The organism is Bradyrhizobium huanghuaihaiense (assembly GCF_007830635.1).
GTDB lineage: Bacteria > Pseudomonadota > Alphaproteobacteria > Rhizobiales > Xanthobacteraceae > Bradyrhizobium > Bradyrhizobium huanghuaihaiense.
On the sequence record NZ_VLLA01000021.1, the window covers coordinates 43,607 to 63,785 of the forward strand.

Consider the following 20,179-nt stretch of genomic DNA (forward strand, 5'->3'; position numbering starts at 1 on the left):
GTCGGCAAGTGCCAGCTTCGTCAAATACAGGCAAAGCAGACGGCAAGGCAAGGCGAGCCGTAGAGCAGGCTGCACACCCCGCCCCGCAACGCCTGTGGCCCATTCGGGGCGGGACACCGCGAGCGGTCCGCAATGCCGAAGCCGGCTCCTGACGAAGCCGGTTCCGGCACTGACGAGCCCATTTGCGGCGCGCAGACGCGCGATTCCGGGAAACTTGCATGATCCGCCCCCCTGCCGTATCTAACGACTCGAAGAGGCGGCTCGCCGCGGGGTTAAGGGACTGAAATTCCTTCCCCTTTTTGGATCCATGACATTGGCAGAAACGAGCCATCTCACCATCGCCGAAACCGAGACCATTGAGGAAGCCTTCCGGCGCCTCAACGCCAACATGCTCGGGATCCTGTTCGCGCAGAATGCGGCCGGACGAATCGTCGGCGCGGTGACCGATGGCGACATCCGCCGACGGATGCTGACGGGCCTCACGATCCACGACGAGGTGGCAGCCTGCATCAACCGCAACTTCGTCTGGGCGCAGGCCGGCGGACCGCGGGAGCAGATCCTCAAGCTGCTCGACCAGCGCGTGCACGTCGTGCCCATCCTCGATACCGAGGGCCGGCTGGTCGACGTGTTCAGCCGCGAGCTGTTCAACCTGTCGGAGGAGAGCGAGGTGTTCGCGCGCGCCCGCTCGCCGGTCCGCATCTCCTTCTCCGGCGGCGGCACCGATCTGACGCACTACTTCGTCGCCAATGACGGCGGCGCGGTGATCAGCGCCACGATCAAGATGTACGCGCATGCGACCTTGCGGCGCCGGAGCGATCCCCGAATCCGGATCTATTCGCACGATTTTCGCCGCACGGTCGAGGCCGATAATCTCGCCGAGCTCGGCACGGGCGGCGAACTCGCCCTGATCAAATCGGTGGTGCGCCTGATCAAGCCGACCTATGGGTTCGAGCTTGAGGTCTCCGCCGACTTCCCGGTCGGCTCCGGCCTCGGCGGCTCGGCGGTGGTCTCCTCCGCCATCATCGGCTGCTTCAACGAATTCCGCAGCGACCAATGGGATCGCCACGAGATCGCGGAAATGGCGTTCCAGGCCGAGCGGTTGATGCTCAACATTCCCGGCGGGTGGCAGGATCAATACGCCACCGTGTTCGGCGGCTTCAACCACATGGAGTTCTCGTCCGACCAGAACACCATCGTACCGCTGCGTCTCGACTCCAACATCATCGCCGAGCTCGAGGAGAGCCTCGTGCTCTGCTACACCGGCGCAGGCCGCGACTCCGGGGCGATCCATCGCGACCAGAAAGCTCAGCACGAGACGACCGACGCAGTCAGCGCCGCCGCCAAGCAGAAGGAAGTGACGCGCGAGATCCGCAAGCACCTGCTGCGCGGCCGGCTGCAGGATTGCGGACGCCTCATCGACGAAGCCTGGCACGCCAAGCGCAAGCTCAGCGCCAAGATCTCCTCCGGCGAGCTCGATGCCCTCTACGATTTCGCCAAATCGCACGGCGCCGTCGGCGGCAAGCTGCTGGGCGCCGGCGGCGGCGGCTACTTCCTGTTCTTCGTGCGTCCGTTCGAGCGCTACCAGCTCATCGCGGCGCTGGAACAGCAGGGGCACAGCTGCTCGCGCATCTTGTTCGAAGAGAACGGACTGCGGACGTGGAAATCGCGCCTTCCAGCGCGATCCGCCTGACGCATGTGAGACGAGAATGTTGATGACACCCCCCAAACAGCCAGCTCCAGTCCGTATCGGCAACCGCCTCCTGGGCGAGCGTGAGCCCTCCTACGTCATCGCCGAGATCGGCAACAACCATAACGGCGATTTCGACCGCGCCATTGCGCTGGTCGACGCCGCGGTCGCGGCCGGCGCGGATTGCGCCAAATTCCAGATGCGAAAGCTTGACGAGGTCTATCGCGCCTCCTCGCTCTCCGGAAAGGATGACGACCTCGCCGTCGAATACACGCTCGACCTGCTCCGCCGCTTCGAGCTGACCACGGAGCAGCAGAAGAAGATCGCCGACTACTGCGGCTCGAAGGGCATTCAATATCTCTGCACGCCCTGGGACGCGAAGAGCGTCGCGGTGCTCGAAGGTTTTGGCGTGCAGGCCTACAAGGTCGCCTCCGCTGATCTCACCAACCTTCCCCTGCTCGCGCGGCTCGCCGCAACCGGCAAGACGCTGATTGTCTCGACCGGCATGAGCACCACGGACGAGATCAAGGCCGCGGCGAAATTCCTCGACGACCGCAACGCCGGTTATGTGCTGCTGCATTGCCAGAGCACCTATCCCGCGGCGCTGCACAACATCCATCTGCGCTTCATGGAGACGCTGCGCGAGATCCACCCGGTCGTCGGCTATTCCGGTCATGAGCGCGGCACCGCGGTGTCGACCGCGGCGGTCGCCCTCGGTGCCGTCGTGATCGAGCGTCACATCACGCTCGACCGCGAGATGGAGGGCCCCGACCATGCCGCGAGCCTGGAGCCGGAGGAATTCAAGGCGCTCGTCACCGGCATCCGCGAGGTGGAAGCGGCGCGCGGCGAAAAGCTCGCTGAGCGCGCGCTCAGCCAGGGCGAGCTGATCAATCGCGAGAATCTCGCAAAGAGCCTCGTCGCCGCACGCGACGTCGAAGCCGGTACGGTCATTTCCGAGGACGACGTCGCCGTGAAGAGCCCGGGCCAGGGCCTGTCGCCGCTGAAGATGCCGGCCCTGATCGGCAAGACCCTCAAGCGCAGGATGGCGGCCGACGACTATTTCTTCCAGAGCGACCTCGACGCGGGCGCCGCGAAGGCGCGACGCTACCGCTTCGACCGGCCCTGGGGCGTGCCGGTGCGCTATCACGACACCGAGCGCTTTCTCGAGATCTGCGAGCCCGACATCATCGAATTCCATCTCAGCTACAGCGACATGGAGCGCGATCCGGCGGCCTATCTCTCCGGCACCTACGATCTCGGCTTCGTCGTGCATGCGCCGGAACTGTTCGCCGGCTCCAAGCTGATGGACCTCGCAACGCCCGACGAGGCGCTGCGCCGCTACTCGCTCGAGCAGACGCAGGCGGTGATCGACATCACCCGCGGCCTGAAGAAGTTCTTCCCCAAGACGAAGCGTCCGCCGATCGTCGCCAATATCGGCGGCTTCACCATGGACGAGCCGCTGCCCCCGGAAGAGAAGGCCGAGCGCTACCGCATTTTCGCGCAGAGCCTGAAGGAGCTCGACATGGACGGTGTCGAGCTGACGCCGCAGACCATGGCGCCCTTCCCCTGGCATTTCGGCGGCCAGCGCCACCAGAACATCTTCATCTTCCCGGACGAGTCGGCCGCGTTCTGCGCCAAGCATGATTTGCGCATGTGCGTGGACATCTCCCACACCAAGCTCGCCGCCAATCACTTCGGCTTCGACTTCGCGCAAGGCCTCGCCCAGCTCGGTCCTCACACCGCGCATCTGCATTTCGGCGATGCCAAGGGGCTCGACGGCGAAGGCCTGCAGGTCGGCGAAGGCGAGATCGACTTCGACGAGATCGGACAGGTGCTGCGCAAGCATGCACCCACCGCATCCTTCATTCCCGAGATCTGGCAGGGCCACAAGAACATGGGCGAAGGCTTCTGGACCGCGCTCGAGCGCCTCGAAGGACACATCTGATGGCGCGCAAGACGCTGGCCGTGATCGCCGCACGCGGCGGCTCCAAGGGCATCCCGCACAAGAACCTGCTCGATCTCTGCGGCAAGCCGCTGCTCGCCTGGACGGTCGAGCAGGCGCGCGCCGCGCAGGGCGTCGACATGGTGGCGGTCTCGTCCGACAGCGACAGGATCCTGGAAGCGGCGGAGGCCGCCGGTGCGGTGGGCGTACGGCGTCCCGACGACATTTCGGGTGATCTCGCCTCCTCCGAATCCGCCTGGCTGCATGCGCTCGAGGCCGTCGACGGGCGGATGGGCCGCTTCGAGCGCATCGTCGCGCTGCAGGCGACCTCACCGATCCGCGAGTCCGGCGACATCGAGGCGGCGCTTGCGACCTTCGATCGCGAGCATCTCGACAGCCTGCTCTCGGTTTGCGAGGTCGAGGACTATTTCAACTGGCGCATCGGCCAAAACGGGCCGGAGCCGATCAACTATGACTATCGCAACCGCCGCATGCGGCAGCAGATCGAGAAGCGCTATTTGGAGAACGGCTCGTTCTACGTGTTGATTCCTTCACTCCTGCGCGAGCAGAGCAACCGTCTCGGCGGCAAGATCGGCTTTCACGTGATGGAGCGTCATAAGATGTTCCAGATCGACCGCCCGGAAGACGTCAAGCTCTGCGGCGCCATCATGCGCAGTTATGGCTATGCCTGATCTCAGCGCCTTCTCTCTTGCCGGCAAGATCGCCGTCGTCACCGGTGCCTCGCGCGGCATCGGCGCTGCTATCGCGAGCGGCCTGAAGGACGCTGGCGCCACGGTGTTCGGTCTCAGCCGTTCCGGGACCGCGCCGCAAGGCGTCACGGCGATGGCCTGCGATCTCTCCGATGATGCCGCGATCGGGCGCGCTTTCGATGCCATCGCGGCGCAAGGCGGTCGTATCGACGCGCTGGTCAACGCGGCCGGGATCAGCCTTCCCCCGCAGGGCGCCGAAAGCGAGATCGCGCGCTTCCGGACTACGGTCGCGACCGACCTCACCGGCGTCTACGCCACGATCCTTGCCGCCTATCCGCTGCTCAAGGCCGCGGGCTCGGCCGCGATCATCAACGTCACCAGCATCAATTCGATCCGCGGTTTTCCCGGCAATCCCGGTTACGTCGCGGCGAAAGCGGGCCTCGCCGGCCTGACGCGCGCGCTCGCCGCCGACTATGCGAGCGACGGCATCCGCGTCAACGCGCTGGCGCCCGGTTACGTCGCGACCGAGATGACCGCGAAGAGTTTTGCCGATCCCGTCATGCATGAAGACCGGCGCCGCCACACCATGCTCGGTCGCTGGGGACACCCCGCCGACATGGTCGGCGCCGCCGTCTTCCTGGCGTCGGACGCCTCGGCCTATGTGACCGGCCAGGAGATCTTCGTCGACGGCGGCTGGACCGCCAAGGGCCTCGCCATCAACTCGGATAACAAGTCGTGACCGCAACATTGCAACGCATCGGCTTCATGCAGGGACGCCTGTCGGCACTGGTCGACGGCAAGATCCAGGCGTTCCCGTGGGATGAATGGCGCGAAGAGTTTCCCCGCGCCAAGGCGCTCGCCCTGACGCGGATGGAATGGACCATCGATCAGGAACGGCTGCGGGAAAATCCGCTCATGACCGAGGCCGGCCAGGCGGAGATCATCGCCCAGGCGCGCGAGAACGGCCTGCGCATTCCGAGCCTGACCGGCGATTGCTTCATGCAGGCGCCGTTCTGGAAGGTCGATGCGGTCGTACGCGACGCTCTCGTCGGCGATCTCGATCTGCTGATTGCCGCCTGCAGCCGGATCGGCATCGAGTTCGTCGTGATCCCGCTGGTCGACAACGGCAAGATCGGACGTGAGAGCGAGAGCGACACGCTCAAGCGGGTGCTGATCGCCCGCCGCGAACAGCTTGTCAGGCAGAACGTCAAGATCGTGTTCGAATCCGATCTGCCGCCGCGCGATCTCGCCCGCTTCATGGAGGCGTTTCCGGCCGACGTCTTCGGCATCAATTACGACAGCGGCAACAGCGCCTCGCTCGGCTATGACAGCGCCGAGGAGATCGAAGCCTACGCGCCCCGCATCCTCAATGTGCATGTGAAGGACCGCGTCCGCGGCGGCACCACCGTGCCGCTCGGCACCGGCAATGCCGATCTCGCCAAGACGATCCGGCTGATCGAGCGTTCCGGCTACAGGGGGCAGTACATCCTGCAGACCGCACGCGCGGCCGATGGCGACCACGCCGGCGCGCTCGCAAGGTATCGCGACATGACGGTCGGCTGGATCGAGGACGCGGCGCGATGAAGCTCGAGCTGGAAGGCCGCGTCGCTCTCGTCACCGGCGCCAGCCGCGGCATCGGCCTTGCCATTGCCGCCGCGCTTGCCGCGGAGGGAGCGAAGGTCGCGCTGGCTGCACGCGGCTCGGATGCGCTGAACGCGGCGCGCGCGACCATCGGCGGACAGAGCTCGGTCCATATTGCCGACGTCACCGATGCGGACGCCGCCGCGGCACTGATCCAGGATGTCGAGCAGCATTGGGGCCGCCTCGACGTCCTCGTCTGCAATGTCGGCAGCGGCGCCTCCGTCCCGCCCGGCAAGGAAACCGCGGCGGAATGGTCGCGGCTGATGGACCTCAACTTCTTCGCCAGCACCAACACGATCGAGGCCGCACGGCCGCTGATGGCGCGCGGCAGCGGCGACCGCTCCATCATCTGCATCTCCTCGATTGCCGGCATGGCGGCGCTCGGCGCGCCCGTGACCTATTATGCCGCGAAGGCGGCGCTGAACGCGACCGTACGCGGGCTGGCGCGGCCGCTGGCGCTCGAGGGCATCCGCATCAATGCCGTTGCGCCGGGCAATATCCTCGCAGCCGAGGGGACCTGGGCGCGCAAGCTCGCCGAGAACAGGGCCGCGGTCGAGGACATGCTTGCGCGCGAGGTGGCGCTGCGCCGGCTCGGCAAGCCGGAAGAGATCGCCGACCTCGTCGCGTTCCTTGCCTCACCCCGCGCCGCCTTCATCACCGGCAGTGTCATGGTCGCCGATGGCGGCCAGTTGCGCAGCTGAACAGGAGCCTCCCAATGGCAAGCCCCTCCTCCCGCTATGATCTGGCCGGACGCACGGCGCTCGTGACCGGTGCCGGCGGCCTGCTCGGACGGCAGCATGTCGCCGCACTCTCCGAAGCGGGCGCGCGCGTCGTCGTCACCGAAATCGGCCTCGCGCAGGCCGAGGCGGCCGTCGCCGCCCTGAAACAGGTCACGCCCTCCGCGGATCTGATCGCGCTCGCGCTCGATGTCACCGCACAGGATTCGGTGCGCGCAGCGAGCGAGCAGCTCGCGGGCCGCGGCATCACCGTCGACATCCTCGTCAACAACGCCGCGATCGATCCGAAGGTGACATCGAGCCCGGGCGTCATGCATTCCTCGCGCTTCGAGGCGTTCCCGGTGCCGCAATGGCAGACCGAGATCGCTGTGGGCCTGACCGGAGCGATGCTGTGCGCGCAGGAATTCGGCGGCCAGATGACCAGGCGCGGCCGCGGTGTGATCCTCAACATCGCCTCCGATCTCGGCGTGATCGCGCCGGACCAGAGGCTCTACCGCCAACCGCATGTGACGCGCGAGGAGGAGCAGCCGGTCAAGCCCGTGACCTACTCGGTGATCAAGCACGGGCTGATCGGCCTGACGAAATATCTGGCGACCTACTGGGCCGACCACGGCGTGCGCGTCAACGCGATCTCGCCAGGCGGCGTCTTCAACAACCAGGATCCCGCCTTCGTGGAACGCCTCACCCGCCTGATCCCGATGGGGCGGATGGCCGAGGTCGACGAATATCGCGCCGCCGTCCAGTTCCTCTGCTCGGATGCCTCGAGCTACATGACCGGGCAGAACCTCGTCATGGATGGCGGCCGGAGCGTGTGGTAGCGGTCCCGCGGTATTGACCAACTTCCGGTTGCTGATCAGTGTGCGATCGTCCATCCTCACGCAAGGCTGATCAATCTCTTCCACCGGGCTCACCATCCCAAGCCGGCCTCGCCTGGCCCGACAACGCGACCTGAAATGACCGACAAAGTGAGTGACGAGCTGATCACGGCCGATGCGCGGCGCCACGGTCATCCACTTGCGGCAGCGGGCCTCGCCAATACGCTCATCGTCGTCATGGCGATCGGAACCGTGGTCTGGCTCGGCCTGCTGCTCAACACCATGCTGCGGCAGCCGTTCGAGGCGACCGACGATCTGATCTGGCTCGCCAAGCTGCGTAACGACCGCTTCCTCGACCTGCCACTGTCGCCCGCCTGGATGCTCCAGAGTCCGTTCTACCGGCCGGTCGCCGAATTCCTGCTGAAATGCCTGTATGCGCTATTCGGTCTCGACCCGACGCCGTATCGCTATGTGCAGTTCGCCATCTTCCTGCTGCTGATGGGATTGAGCCTTCAGGTGGTGCGGCGACTGGGCTTGCGCCCGGAAAGCGTGCTGCTGATCACCGTGTTCGCAATCGGCTCGCCGTTCATTTCCGGATCGGTAGTATGGATCAGCGAATTGCCGCACGTCCTCGTGCTCGTCTGCTTTGCGGCCTCGCTGCTGAGTGTTCTCTCTGACAACACCGACAGGGTAAAGCTCGCGCTGTGCGGGCTGGCGTATGCGATCGCGCTGCTCTCGAAGGAAAACGGGCTCTTCTTGATCGCGTTCTACATCTACTTCCTGCGCACCGCGCCGCTCAGGGCGGCGATCGTGTTCGGCGGCATCACGCTGGCTTATTTCGCCATGCGCGCCGTCGTGCTCGGCTCCGGCATGGGGACCGCCGGGGTCGATGAGTCCGTCGGCTATTTCTTCCAGATGTTGTCGAAGGAGGAACGTCTGACGTTATTCTCGGGCCATGCTGTGTACAAGCTCTACGTCTACAACGTATTGGCACAGTTGGGCGCGCTCGCATTCCGCATCACCCAGTGGGGCGTCATCTTCGATCGCCCGCACTACCAGATCATCGTGGAGACCCTCTCGACCGCGCTCATCGTGGCAGGCCTTGTTGCGCTCAGGGGCCGGCCACAGCGCCATACGCTCGTCGTCGTCGTCATCGCAGCGATCGCGATCGGAGGGCCGCTCCTCTCCTATTCCTATGCGCGAGACCGGCATCTTGCCCTGCCCGCCTTCGCCTATGCTTTCTTGCTGGCGATCGCGGTCAACGAGCTTGCGAGCTTCTTGCCCGGCCGCCCACGGCCGACCGCGCTGATCGCCTGCGTCTGGGTCGCCTGGTCGCTGCAGGCCGGCCTGATGCTGCGCCAGATCAACTGGGCTTCGGGAGACGTGATCGAGCGCGTGTATCGCGCAAACGAGAAACCGTTCAACCCCACTTTGCCGCCGGACGTCTGGGCCACCGCCCGCGAGCACGCGCTATCGCTGGCGCCACCATCACGTCAATGACGCGGAGACTCGCCGGGACGCCTGCTCTACTCGCATCCACAGCGCGATGATGTCACGTTGACGCTGCGCATGGCCCGCGTCGAGCTCGCTGAGCGAGCGACACAACCGTGACAGCACGTCGACCCTGGGATCGCGAGCGCCCCTGGGATCGCGGGCGACCTTGGGATCGCGAACGTCGATCGAGGCTGGCTCGACCGACGCGAAGGGATCGGACTGGTCCACGAGCGTAACGCGCGGATCCGCGGTGATTCTGAACCAGGTCTGTGGCGCGCGGCTGTCGACGCGCAGCGTGAATGGCGGCAGGGCCTTGGCTGTGAACACGGCCTCCCATGACGACGTCTCAGCGTCCGACGGTCCGCCAACCGCCGACGACGAGACGTCGTCGTAACCGAGCTCTGCAAGAAGCGCGATCAGATGGATGCCGTAGAAGCGGAGAGCACCGCCGCCACTGGCGTCGAACCGCTTCCAGTTCGCGAGATTGGCGCGGTAGTGATGCGCCATGAAGCTCCAGTCCAGCGAAAGGCCATCGGTTCGCTCGCCGAGCACCGCGCGAAGCCGCTCCGCCCACGGCATGAAACGAAAGGTGTAGCCGACGCGGTAGCGCTTACCGGTGCTCTCGAACGCCTCGATGAGCTGCGCCGCAAGCTGCGGCGTGGGCGCGACCGGCTTCTCCAGGATCAGCTCTCCGATACCGGGCATTTCTGCCAGCCTCGCCATCCAGCCGGCCTGATCGGCAGGGCGAAGCGCAATCACCGCACCGCTCGCCTGTGCCAACGCCTCCTCGGTGCCGGGACACCAGATCACCTCGGGCGCATATTGGACGAGCTCGCTTCGCCCGCCGACCACCGCGCGGTAGCGCTCCGGCAGCGCCACCCTTTTCCCGCACTCGATCAGCGCAGGCAGATATCCATACATCCCGAAACCCGATCCGAGGATCGTGAAAACGGGCGCCTCAGGCATGGAAATCGTCCGCGCCGAGCACGTCGATCACCGGCCCTTTGTAACCGTTGTCCTGGAGATACTGACGGATCTCGCGCGAGATGTGCCAGGCGAGATTGAGCAGCGGCTTGCCCTGATCGCCATGCGCGAACAGTTCGTCGTCGGACACGATCGGAATGCGCGTGCCCGGCACATAATGGCCGATCTTGATCGAGCCGGGTTTCTCGTGGACCGCAACGATCTCTTTTTCAGTCAGCCCCAGCAACTTGACCAGGATCGCCGCGCGGCCCGGAAACGCCTTGGCCCTGACAGGACCGTGCGCCGCGATGATCTTCTTCAGCTCTTCGCCCTTGCGCGCCTTCCAGAGCTCGACGTCGCGCGCGAGCTGGGCGAACTCGGCCTGGAAATTGTTTTCGCGCGCGACGATCTCGGCTGCGACAGTATCGCTCTTGGCCGCATGTCCGAGAATGACACGGATATTGCCGCCATAGCGCGCGGGAAATTCGACATTGACGATGTCGAGGCCGAGCGATCTCGCGATGAAGCTGAACGATTTGTACGAATAGGTGCGCGGATGCTCGTGGTAGAAGGTGTCGAACTGATGCCGGTCCAGCACCGCGCCGAGATAGTGGTTCTCGATCACGATCACCGTCTCGGGCCCGAGCAGCGCCTTCAGCGCCGCGAGCACGCCGTTCAGATCCTCGATATGCGCGAAAACATTGGTGAAGGTGATGATGTCGGGCGTGCCGACGGCGCGACGGATCTCGGCCGCGGTCTCGGTGCTGAGATAGTTCTGCACCACGAAATGGCCCTTGGCGGCGGCGTCCTGCGCCGCGCCGGTCGGCTCGATGCCGGCCGTTGTCGCGCCGGCCTCACGGAAGAAATCCAGCAGGCTGCCGTCGTTGCAGCCGATGTCGAGCGCGATCTTGCCGGTCAACGGTCCCATCCGCTCCGCGCAGGTCGCCACGAGCCCCTTCATCCCCGAGAGCACGTCGGCGGTGAAGCGAGAGCGATAGTGATAGTCCTTGGGGAAAAGGTCCTCTTTCGGAACCTGGAAGCGCTGATGGCCGGTGGCGCAAGTCGGGCAGAAATCGATCTGAATCGGATATTCGCGGCATACACGCGAATCGCCGACCGCCACCAGGTCGTCGCACAGGGGATGCAGGCCGAGATCGAGCACCGGCACGAGCTTGTCGCTGCCGCAGACCTCGCAACTCTTGATCTCGGTAAGCGGTCTCGTCGACGTGGTGGCCATCATATTGATCCGATTTGAAGGGCGGCTAGTCCCGCCTTGTGTTCATGAAAGCGTCGATCTGGTCAACCATCACCGGCTTGACCGCAGCGCCCTGCTCGAACGCCTTGTACCACTCCACCACGGCGGAGGCGGCGCGATCGAGGCCCCAACGCGGCGCCCAGCCGAGATGAGCCCGCGCCTTGGAACTGTCCAGTGACAGCAGCCGCGCCTCGTGCGGATGCTCTCCGGGCTGCGGCATCTGCTGCGGCGGAACACTCCACAGCAGTGCGAGGCGATCGACCAGCCAGCGCACCGTGCGCACGCTATCTGCGTCCGGACCGAAATTCCATTCGCTGGAGAAGGCAGCCGGATCGCGCCACAGATGTTCGGCGAGCAGAATGTAGCCCGACAGCGGCTCGAGCACGTGCTGCCAGGGCCGCACCGCATCGGGATTGCGGACCGGCACCGGTTGTCCATTGCGAATCGCGGCGATCACATCGGGAATGAGACGATCCTGCGCCCAGTCGCCGCCACCGATCACGTTGCCGGCGCGGGCGCTGGCGAAGCCGATCCGGCGACTTCCGCTGAAGAACGACGACCGATACGCCGCCGTGACCAGCTCCGCGCAGGCCTTGCTGCTGGAATAAGGATCCTTGCCGCCGAGCGGATCGGTCTCGCGGTAGCCCCAGACCCACTCCTTGTTGTCGTAGCATTTGTCGCTGGTGACGTTGACCACCACGCGCACGCCGGAAGTCCGCACCGCCTCGAAGACATGCACGGTGCCCATGACGTTGGTTGCATAGGTGCCGACCGGATCGTCATAGGATGCCCGCACGATCGCCTGGGCGGCCATGTGAAACACGATCTCGGGCTGGAATCGGTCGAACACCGCCTTGACCGCGGCCGGATCGCGGATATCGGCGAAGACCGACGCGATGTCCTGCGCGGTCTGCGCCAGGTCGAACAGGTTGGGCGTCGTCGACGGCGGCAGCGCGAGACCCGCGACCTCGGCGCCGAGATGGCGCAGCCACGCCACCATCCAGCCGCCCTTGAAGCCGGTATGGCCGGTAACGAGGACGCGCTTGCCGTTCCAGAAGCCAGGGTTCATTGCCATCGCTTCCAGGGGGCCTGCCCGCTCTCCCAGAGCTGCTCCAGATGAAGCTTGTCGCGCAGGGTGTCCATCGCTTCCCAGAAGCCGGTATGACGGTAGGCCGCGAGCTGCCCGTCCTGCGACAGACGCTTCAGCGGCTCCTGCTCCCAGATGGTGGCGTCGTCGCCGAGATAGTCGAAGATCGCGGGCTCCAGCACGAAGAAGCCGCCGTTGATCCAGCGACCGTCGCCGCGCGGCTTCTCCTCGAAATGCCGGACCACGTCGTCGCCGATATCGAGCGCGCCGAAACGCGCCGGCGGCTGGATCGCAGTGACAGTCGCATGACGCCCGTGAGCACGATGAAACTCCCGCAGCGCGCCGATGTCGACGTCCGCGAGCCCGTCGCCGTAGGTCATGCAAAACGTCTCGTTGCCGACATAATCCCTGATGCGCTTGAGGCGGCCGCCGGTCATGGTGTTGAGGCCGGTGTCGACCAACGTCACCTTCCAGTGCTCGGCGAACTTGTTGTGCACTTCCATCGCATTGTTGGCGAGGTCGAAGGTGACGTCCGCCATGTGGAGGAAGTAGTTCGCGAAGTATTCCTTGATGACGTAGGACTTGTAGCCACAGCAGATGATGAATTCGTCGATCCCGTGCGACGAGAAGATCTTCATGATGTGCCACAGGATCGGCTTGCCGCCGATCTCGATCATGGGTTTCGGCTTGATGTGGCTCTCTTCGGTGATGCGAGTCCCGAACCCACCTGCCAGAATCACGGCCTTCATGCTCATACCCGTCCAGCAGAAAACGTCACATCAGAACGATTAGTCCAGTCTTGTCAACAAGATCCAACCGCCCTCGCCCCGTTCCCGGAACGGTTGAAGTTGCCGACTTACCTGCTAAAGAAACGATTGAAGGATGGCAACCCCACCACCGGCGTGCCAGTCCCCTCGGGCGGCCGCCGGCTGCCGCTTCCCCCACGGGGGAGTAATCCCGCTCGACGGACGTCCTGGAGGATTGATGCGGAAGAAGATCAGCCTTGTGACGCCCTGCTACAACGAGGAGGCGGGAATCCGGGAATGCTACGCGGCGGTCAAGGACATCTTCGACCGTGAGCTGCCGGATTACGAGCGCGAGCACATCTTCTGCGACAACGCCTCGACCGACCGGACCGTGGAGATTCTCAAGGAGATCGCAGCCGAGGATCCCTCCGTGAAGGTCATCGTGAACGCCCGGAACTTCGGCGTGCTGAGGAATACCTACAACGGCGTGCTGGCCTCGACAGGCGATGCCACCGTGCTGTTCATGCCCGCGGATCTGCAGGACCCGCCGTCGCTGATCCCGACTTTCGTCAAGCACTGGGAGCAAGGCTACGAGATCGTGTTCGGCATCCGGGCCAGGCGCGAAGAGCCTCTCATGAGCCGGACCGCGCGGCATCTCTACTACAAGATGATCAGCCGGATGTCCTATGTCGACTATCCGGCCGACGTCGGCGACTACCAGCTCGTCGACCGCAAGGTGCTCGACGCCATGAAGCAATTCGAAGACGTCCAGCCCTTCATGCGAATGATGCCGTTCGAATGCGGCTTTCGCTCGATCGGCGTGCCCTACACCTGGCTGGCGCGCAAGCACGGCATCTCCCGCAACCGGCTGTCGAGCCTGATCGACCAGGGGCTGCTCGGCGCCATCAGCTTCTCGACCGTGCCGCTACGTACCGCGTTCTTCTTCGGACTGATCATCTCGTCGCTGAGCTTCGCCTATGCGTTCGTCGTGTTCCTGCTCAAGATAGCCGGCTTCGACATCGGTCCGCACGGCATCCCCACGATCATCATCGGCCTGTTCTTCTTCGGTGGCGTGCAGCTGTTTTTCCTCGGCGTGCTCGGCGAATATATCGTCGCGATCTACAACCAGGTCCGGCGACGCCCGATCGTGGTCGAGCGCGAGCGGATCAATTTCTGACCGACCTGACGTCTGGCGACGACCGGGCCTTCAGGGCCCGTCGGTCAGCCCCGGTCATCGACCTACCCTCGGTCGATCGACTTCCAAATCAGTGCTGCAAAATGCCGGCGAGATTCATGTGAGCCGGGCGCGAGTGCTCGATGCCCAGTAGCGTCCGCCGGTTATCGTTCGTGCGCTGCAAATGCAGGCTCGCGAGCGTGACCCCGGTGCAGGTGGTGACCGTGCTGCCGCGACCGCCGAACGGCTTGAGGAAGTCGAACACGCGACCGCCGAACATATCCACGACGGACATCTCGCGTGCCCCGAGCGGCGGGATCTCGCCGAAATCCGCTTCGAGCTCCTCGCCATCCTCCCGGATCAGCCTCGACGTCGGCCGCGCGGCATGAGCATATTCGGGATCAGAAGAATGATTGATCAGCATCAGGCTGCTGACGATATCATCGGTCGCGATGACCTTCGGATTGATCCCGGTGAACCCGACATGCGCCTTGAGCCTGCCCTCGTTCAGCGGCCGGGCAAACGCGCCGGTGCGATAGATCGCGACGTTGTCCTGATCCACATAGGTCATGGAATAGCTTGCAGGCGAGGAACGAAATCCGTCCATGCGCCCGCGCGACATCACCGCGATGACCAGATAATCGTCCTGAGGCAGCTTGAGCGACGCGAAGAGGCGCGACAGCTCGATCTCGACGGTGGCGCCCGGCGCATAGTTTTCCGGGAACTCGTAGGTCGCCCGGTAGTCACCCTGCCGCGACAGGATGTGCAGCTTGAATCTGAGCTTCTTGCTGAAACCCGAGGCGACGAGGCTGGCCAGCTCGGGAACAAGATCCTTGACCGTTTCGCGAAAGTTCTTGCGCAGGCTGCCGGCGACGAGGCTGCGGAGATAACGGACGTCGATCGGACGGTACCAGGCGGGAATCGAGAAGCCCATGCGCGACTCGATGCCCGCAAAGGTCGGGAACATGAATCTGGGCTCGTGAGGCTTCCAGGGACGGGACGAGAAACGTGTCACGGGCGGGGCCTCTAGAAATGATGCAAGCTGAACTTGCCGTTGGCAAATTCATAATAGCTGAACGGGCTGGCGATGTTGGTGCCCTTGAACTCGAGCGCAAACCCCTCGGCCGTACCCACCAACCTTTCGGCCTCGGGGAACAGGTCCAGCGTGCTGATGCGGACCGCACCCATCGGCGCGATTTCCGGAAGGACCCGCTCGCCCAAGGCGGTGCCGTCCAGAGCCATGAGCCGGGCCGTCCCCACCGAAACGCCCTGAGGTGCCATGCAGGAGTTCACGAGCACCGCACCGGACTCCTTCAGGAACCGCGTAAGATAGGACTGCATCCAGGCGGTGGTCGGAAACGGCGATGGGGCGACAGGCTCGCGCTCATGCGACAACGTGATTGCGCCGTGCTGCGAAAAATATTGTGCGTAATAGCCGGTGGTCACCTTTCGTCCGGGACGTAGCTTGGCCTCATGTTTCGGCACCAGCGCCATCGCCACCGTTCCCGAAACGCGCGGACAGAGCTCGGATGTCTGCAACTGCAATTGCCCGTTAACTCCGAGTTCCCTGTGGAAATATCCAGCCTGCTTGCCCGCCCCGTCGAACAACCAGACGTGGGCATCCACGTCCGGATGATCCTTCATGAAGACCGAGAAGTAGTTGAATGCGCAGACTTCCGTCGTGACGGTGTCATCATTGCGCAGGTAGAGCACCGCGGGCGGATAGCCCCTTGCGACGGCCTCACCAATCTGCAATTCACCGGGCATGCGACGAAACTCGGCGGGAAGCGACGATCAGGCCGGATTGGCCGACGGATAGCGAAGATTGCGCCCAGATATTCTCGCCCGCATGCTAAAAATCCTGCACAATTCCAAGGATGTTTACGCTCAGCCGTACTTGGAATCAACTATGAACGGAGCTGCACCGCGCCTTCGGAAAACTTGGCATGACGCGGCACCCTCGATTGGCATGACGCGGCACCCTCGAAATGACTGGCAGCCATTCGCCGCGTTTGGGCCAGCCGGTCACATGCGTAGGCGTGGCCCAGGTGGAAGAACGATAGGGATGTTGCGATGTGGATAAATACGTTGCTCTTGACCTTCGTATTCGTCCTGATTCAGCTCGGCATCGGCCTTTCCATTCTGGCGATCGTCCCGCTGGAGTTGATCAAGAGGAGCCGACTGACGAAGCTCCAGTTCGTGGTGCTGGGATATGCGATCGGCGCTTCCGCCGTGGGCATTCTTCTCGGGTTCTGCTCCGTTCTGATTGACGACATCTGGCTTCATCTGGCGATCATGGTTGCGCTGTCCGCCTTCGGACTGGCATGGACCTGGCCGGCCTGGAGCCCGCGCACCGGCGATGCCGGAAATATCCTGCTCTGGTGCCTGTTATCGCTCCCGATCGCGCTCGCGACGTGGTGGTGGACGTTCGGTGCATTTTCGCAATTCCCCTACTCCGATATCGGCGCTGACGTTCACTGGATGAAGACGGCGCAGGAATATGCCGACAGCGGTGTCATCAACCCCTACGCGTCGCAATCGTACGTCGACCTTCGCTCGGCATTGGCCGGCGTGTTGTCGGGCGCGCTCGGCCTCGATCTCCTGTATTTCGGCTGGACCTACCGCTTCGTCTCGATCCTGTGCTTTCTTCTGGCCTTCTACGCGTTCGCCGAAGGCCTCTATGCGGAACCGATCCGGAGATGGATCACCTTTTTGTTCGCGGCGGCAGGCAACGGCGTCGGGCTGCTGACGAATGGCAGCCTTGCGCTGGCCGGCAGCGTAGTCTTCCTGGGTGTCCTGTTCGCCAATGCCGGGCGGGATGCGAAAGAGGAAATTCCGGCGGGCTCAGTCGCGTTGCTGACCCTGAGTGCGGCGACCTCGCTCCTCACCGCCTTCATGCTCAACAACAACGCGCTGGTGCTGGTGCTGCTGACGGTCGGGCTGCTCCTGCTCAGGATACTGGGCAAGGGCCATCCGCGCGAGAGCATCCTTTTCGTGGGTTGCGGATGGCCCGCGATGTTGCTGCTGGCACACCGTGGATCGTACCTGTTCATCCCGACTGTCCTCGCAGCCTGGCTGAGCTACCTGCTCATCTTGCGCGAGATGTCACGCCGGCCGGCGAAGAGCCTCCGGATTCTCCGCGCCCTGTCCGTCGTGCTGCCGCTGATCGTATGCGGAATCGTCGCCACGATCGTGGCGATGCGGCTCGGCTACCTGCCGTCGGCGAACGCCAATGTGGTATTTTCTCACATCACGGGACTGGTGCTGGGCAAGACGATCGAGAGTGGCGAAGAGCTGTTCCTTGGCACCGGCCCGCAGGTCGCAGTGATCGAACTGGGCCGGGCCATAGGCCCGCTGTTTGCCGTCTGCATCGCGATGGCGATGGCCTGGTGGTGGATCGATCGCGCGAGCACTCCCTTGGGCACGGCTGCCACCCCTGTCCAAACCGAACGCATGTCGAAATTGCTGTGGTCGTGGACGATCGGATGCAGCCTTGCCGTCGCCGTGCTGTCAGGCTTTCCGTTCCTGTACCGCACCACCATGATCGTCCTGGTTCTGCTCACGGTCACGGCAACCGAAGCGTTCTGCCAGTTACTGGTCGATCCCTCTCCCGCGTCCTTCCGGCGGCGGGCGACTGCGGCAATCACGGTTACTCTGCTCGCCGCCGGCCTCGCACTGGCGGTCTATGCCTTCACCTGGCGGCCCGACCTGCCCGCCGCGCGGTACCAGGATTTCCTGCGGCCGGCCGAGATCGCGGGAGCGGTTCTCCTCGTGGCGCTCGTGCCGATGGCGCTCATCCGCTCGAGATGGATTCATGTCGGCGCGCTCGCGACCATCATGGGCTTGGGCATCGGCCTCGACCGCGCCGGCATCGCCGGCATGTCCAAGAGTTACAGCTACGGGCCCCTTCCGGGCGGTGCCACCGCCATCACGCACTACAATGCCAGCGATCTCGACGCCGCACGCTGGCTGCATGGCAACCTCAGGAAAGGCATCCTGCTATCCGATCCCTACACGCTCGGCATGATCCAGGCCCTGACCGGCGCCCCCGCGGCCTACACGTTCTCGAATCTGGATACCGTCAACGAGGCTACCGCCAGGCCGGTGCGCGCCGTGCTTTCCGCGATCGTCGAACGGGACGACGGAGCGCGGCGGCTGGCCGATGCCTGCGCCTCCATCCGGCCGGTCCTGCAGGAGATCAACCAGGAGACGTCTTTTCAGATGTACCGGGCCGACGCTCTGTCTGGAATTTTGCGACCTGTCCGTCCCCCGAAAACGCCGGAGACGGACGAGCCCGAGGCGGCACCGCCGAAAACGCCCAAAGCGACGGAAGAGACGGATCGAGAGCTGATCCAGAGTGTGCTGGGAAGCGGCCAGGACACCTGGCAGCTCGTCGCCGTGATCAATCCCCGTGCGATCGGATGGATCGATCTCGGCGCCGGTCAACGGCTCTCCTATTTTCCGCCGACGGAGCCGCTGGATCCCGGGCTCATCAAGTCGCTTCGCGCCGGGCCGTTCCAGGCGCTGTTTGCAAACAACCAGACTGCCATCGTTCGCATCCCGTGCGAGCGCTGACCTCAGGCATTCTCCGTCACGAACCAAAGCGCATCTGGCGCGCAGATCGGTGGCGCGCTATGGACGTGGAAATGACACTCGCCTCTCACCGACAGCTCGATCGATGTCGCAAACTCCCCACGCTATGCTGAGACAGGCCGTTATCCTCGTCGGCGGGCTTGGCACCCGGCTTGGCGAGCGCACCAGGCTGGTTCCGAAGCCGATGCTCGACATCGGCGGGCGGCCGTTCCTCGACACGCTCATCGACGAACTCGTCCGCTATGGCATGTTCGATGAAATCGTCCTGCTTGCCGGCCACAAGGCGGAGATCGTCGAGACGCACTACGCCGAGGCCGCGAGGGGATCCACGCGAATCATCGTGTCGCGCGAGTCCGAGCCGCTCGGCACCGGCGGTGCGCTCGTGCATGCGCGCGACTTGCTGCACGACCGCTTCCTGCTGCTCAACGGCGACTCTCTGTTCGACTTCAACCTGCTGGATCTGATCGCGCGCGCGCAGGACGGGCGCGTTCACATGGCGCTGCGCGACGGCGTGATCGGGGATCGCTACGGGCGCGTCGCCCTCGACGGCGACGTGGTCCGCGATTTCATCGCTCCGGGCGCAGGCGCCACAGGCCCGGTCAATGCCGGCATCTACGTCGTCGACAAGTCCGTTCTCGCTGATATCGCGAAGCTGCCCGCTTCGCTCGAGCAGGACGTGTTTCCCGGTCTCGTTTCGCGCGGCGAGCTGCGCGGCACGGCCTATCGCGGCTATTTCATCGACATCGGCATCCCCGATGATTTCGCGCGCGCCGATCGCGAGCTGCGCGAGAAGCTGCGGCGTCCCGCCGTGTTCTTCGATCGCGACGGCGTGCTCAACCACGATTCCGGCTACACGTTCGAGACGCACAAGCTCGAATGGATCGAGGGGGCGCGCGAGGCGGTGAAGGCGGTCAACGACGCCGGCTATTTCGCCTTCGTCATCACCAATCAATCCGGCGTCGCGCGCGGCTATTACGAAGAGCATCACATCGTTACCCTGCACCGCTGGATGGCGGACCAGATGGCAGAGGTCGGCGCGCATATCGACGCCTTCGAATATTGCCCGGATCATCCCGACGGAACCGTCGCGCGCTATTGCCGCACGAGCGACCGCCGCAAGCCGGCGCCGGGCATGATCACCGACCTCGCGCAGCGCTTTCCGGTCGACATGACGCGCAGCATGGTGATCGGCGACAAGCCGAGCGACATCGAGGCCGCGCGGGCTGCCGGCCTCCCCGGCCATCTGTTCGAGGGCGGCAATCTCGAGGCGTTCGTGAGAGCGCGCCTGAACCCGGCCGGCAAGGCTTAGGCGGCCTTACAAAAACTGCTGCATCC

18 protein-coding genes are annotated in these 20,179 nt (G+C 64.4%); 11 read left to right on the forward strand and 7 right to left on the reverse strand.

What is annotated here, in order from left to right; translation table 11 throughout:
• The first annotated feature begins 307 nt into the window (after positions 1-307).
• From IQ16_RS32475 to IQ16_RS32510, 8 genes are all read left to right on the forward strand, one after another.
• The gene (locus IQ16_RS32475; protein ID WP_018643244.1) at positions 308-1,690 is read left to right on the forward strand and encodes a GHMP family kinase ATP-binding protein; all 1,383 of its coding nucleotides are present in this window, start codon (positions 308-310) and stop codon (positions 1,688-1,690) included.
• Positions 1,691-1,712: 22 nt separating this feature from the next.
• On the forward strand, positions 1,713-3,632 hold the full coding sequence (locus tag IQ16_RS32480; protein WP_244635952.1) for an N-acetylneuraminate synthase family protein: 1,920 nt from the start codon (positions 1,713-1,715) through the stop codon (positions 3,630-3,632).
• Positions 3,632-4,321, forward strand: coding sequence for an acylneuraminate cytidylyltransferase family protein (locus tag IQ16_RS32485; RefSeq protein WP_018643242.1), 690 nt, complete (start codon positions 3,632-3,634; stop codon positions 4,319-4,321). The genes IQ16_RS32480 and IQ16_RS32485 overlap by 1 nt, the downstream gene beginning before the upstream one ends.
• A complete protein-coding gene (locus IQ16_RS32490) occupies positions 4,314-5,078 on the forward strand; it encodes an SDR family oxidoreductase (RefSeq protein WP_018643241.1) in 765 nt (254 codons plus the stop codon). Before IQ16_RS32485 ends, IQ16_RS32490 begins: the two co-directional genes overlap by 8 nt.
• Entirely contained in the window at positions 5,075-5,923 is an 849-nt protein-coding gene (locus IQ16_RS32495) for a sugar phosphate isomerase/epimerase family protein (RefSeq protein ID WP_026312035.1), read from the forward strand. Before IQ16_RS32490 ends, IQ16_RS32495 begins: the two co-directional genes overlap by 4 nt.
• On the forward strand, positions 5,920-6,681 hold the full coding sequence (locus tag IQ16_RS32500; RefSeq protein ID WP_018643239.1) for an SDR family NAD(P)-dependent oxidoreductase: 762 nt from the start codon (positions 5,920-5,922) through the stop codon (positions 6,679-6,681). The genes IQ16_RS32495 and IQ16_RS32500 overlap by 4 nt, the downstream gene beginning before the upstream one ends.
• A 14-nt stretch (positions 6,682-6,695) precedes the next feature.
• Positions 6,696-7,535: an SDR family oxidoreductase gene (locus IQ16_RS32505; protein WP_018643238.1), complete on the forward strand. Its 840-nt coding sequence runs from the start codon at positions 6,696-6,698 to the stop codon at positions 7,533-7,535.
• A 135-nt stretch (positions 7,536-7,670) separates the two neighbouring features.
• A complete protein-coding gene (locus IQ16_RS32510; protein WP_018643237.1) occupies positions 7,671-9,032 on the forward strand; it encodes a hypothetical protein in 1,362 nt (453 codons plus the stop codon).
• Here IQ16_RS32510 and IQ16_RS32515 read toward each other — a convergent pair.
• From IQ16_RS32515 to rfbF, 4 genes are read right to left on the reverse strand one after another with little or no spacing between them, the layout of a single operon-like run.
• Positions 9,021-9,992: a Gfo/Idh/MocA family oxidoreductase gene (locus IQ16_RS32515; protein WP_018643236.1), complete on the reverse strand. Its 972-nt coding sequence runs from the start codon at positions 9,990-9,992 to the stop codon at positions 9,021-9,023. The genes IQ16_RS32510 and IQ16_RS32515 overlap by 12 nt on opposite strands.
• A complete protein-coding gene (locus tag IQ16_RS32520) occupies positions 9,985-11,226 on the reverse strand; it encodes a class I SAM-dependent methyltransferase (protein ID WP_244635954.1) in 1,242 nt (413 codons plus the stop codon). The genes IQ16_RS32515 and IQ16_RS32520 overlap by 8 nt, the downstream gene beginning before the upstream one ends.
• Positions 11,227-11,251: 25 nt before the next feature.
• Positions 11,252-12,313, reverse strand: a complete 1,062-nt coding sequence (gene rfbG, locus IQ16_RS32525; protein ID WP_018643234.1) for a CDP-glucose 4,6-dehydratase — start codon at positions 12,311-12,313, stop codon at positions 11,252-11,254.
• Positions 12,310-13,080: a glucose-1-phosphate cytidylyltransferase gene (gene rfbF / locus IQ16_RS32530; protein WP_026312034.1), complete on the reverse strand. Its 771-nt coding sequence runs from the start codon at positions 13,078-13,080 to the stop codon at positions 12,310-12,312. Before rfbF ends, rfbG begins: the two co-directional genes overlap by 4 nt.
• Positions 13,081-13,315: 235 nt before the next feature.
• On the opposite strand from rfbF, the gene IQ16_RS32535 reads away from it, so the two are divergent.
• The gene (locus tag IQ16_RS32535) at positions 13,316-14,254 is read left to right on the forward strand and encodes a glycosyltransferase family 2 protein (RefSeq protein WP_035666528.1); all 939 of its coding nucleotides are present in this window, start codon (positions 13,316-13,318) and stop codon (positions 14,252-14,254) included.
• Between the two features lie 88 nt (positions 14,255-14,342).
• On the opposite strand, the gene IQ16_RS32540 is transcribed toward IQ16_RS32535, so the two are convergent.
• The 3 genes from IQ16_RS32540 to IQ16_RS46730 all read right to left on the reverse strand — a co-directional run bounded on the left by IQ16_RS32540 (position 14,343) and on the right by IQ16_RS46730 (position 16,537).
• Complete coding sequence (locus IQ16_RS32540) at positions 14,343-15,218, reverse strand: hypothetical protein (RefSeq protein ID WP_018643231.1); 876 nt, start codon at positions 15,216-15,218, stop codon at positions 14,343-14,345.
• 59 nt (positions 15,219-15,277) lie between these two features.
• Positions 15,278-16,018 (reverse strand): hypothetical protein, encoded by a 741-nt coding sequence (locus IQ16_RS32545; RefSeq protein WP_018643230.1) that lies wholly within the window; start codon positions 16,016-16,018, stop codon positions 15,278-15,280.
• A 258-nt stretch (positions 16,019-16,276) separates the two neighbouring features.
• On the reverse strand, positions 16,277-16,537 hold the full coding sequence (locus IQ16_RS46730; protein WP_244635956.1) for a hypothetical protein: 261 nt from the start codon (positions 16,535-16,537) through the stop codon (positions 16,277-16,279).
• A 195-nt stretch (positions 16,538-16,732) separates the two neighbouring features.
• Here IQ16_RS46730 and IQ16_RS32550 point away from each other — a divergent pair, with 195 nt between their 5' ends.
• Positions 16,733-18,826: a hypothetical protein gene (locus IQ16_RS32550; RefSeq protein WP_244635958.1), complete on the forward strand. Its 2,094-nt coding sequence runs from the start codon at positions 16,733-16,735 to the stop codon at positions 18,824-18,826.
• A gap of 124 nt (positions 18,827-18,950) precedes the next feature.
• Positions 18,951-20,153, forward strand: coding sequence for an HAD-IIIA family hydrolase (locus IQ16_RS32555; RefSeq protein ID WP_018643228.1), 1,203 nt, complete (start codon positions 18,951-18,953; stop codon positions 20,151-20,153).
• Positions 20,154-20,179 lie beyond the last annotated feature (26 nt).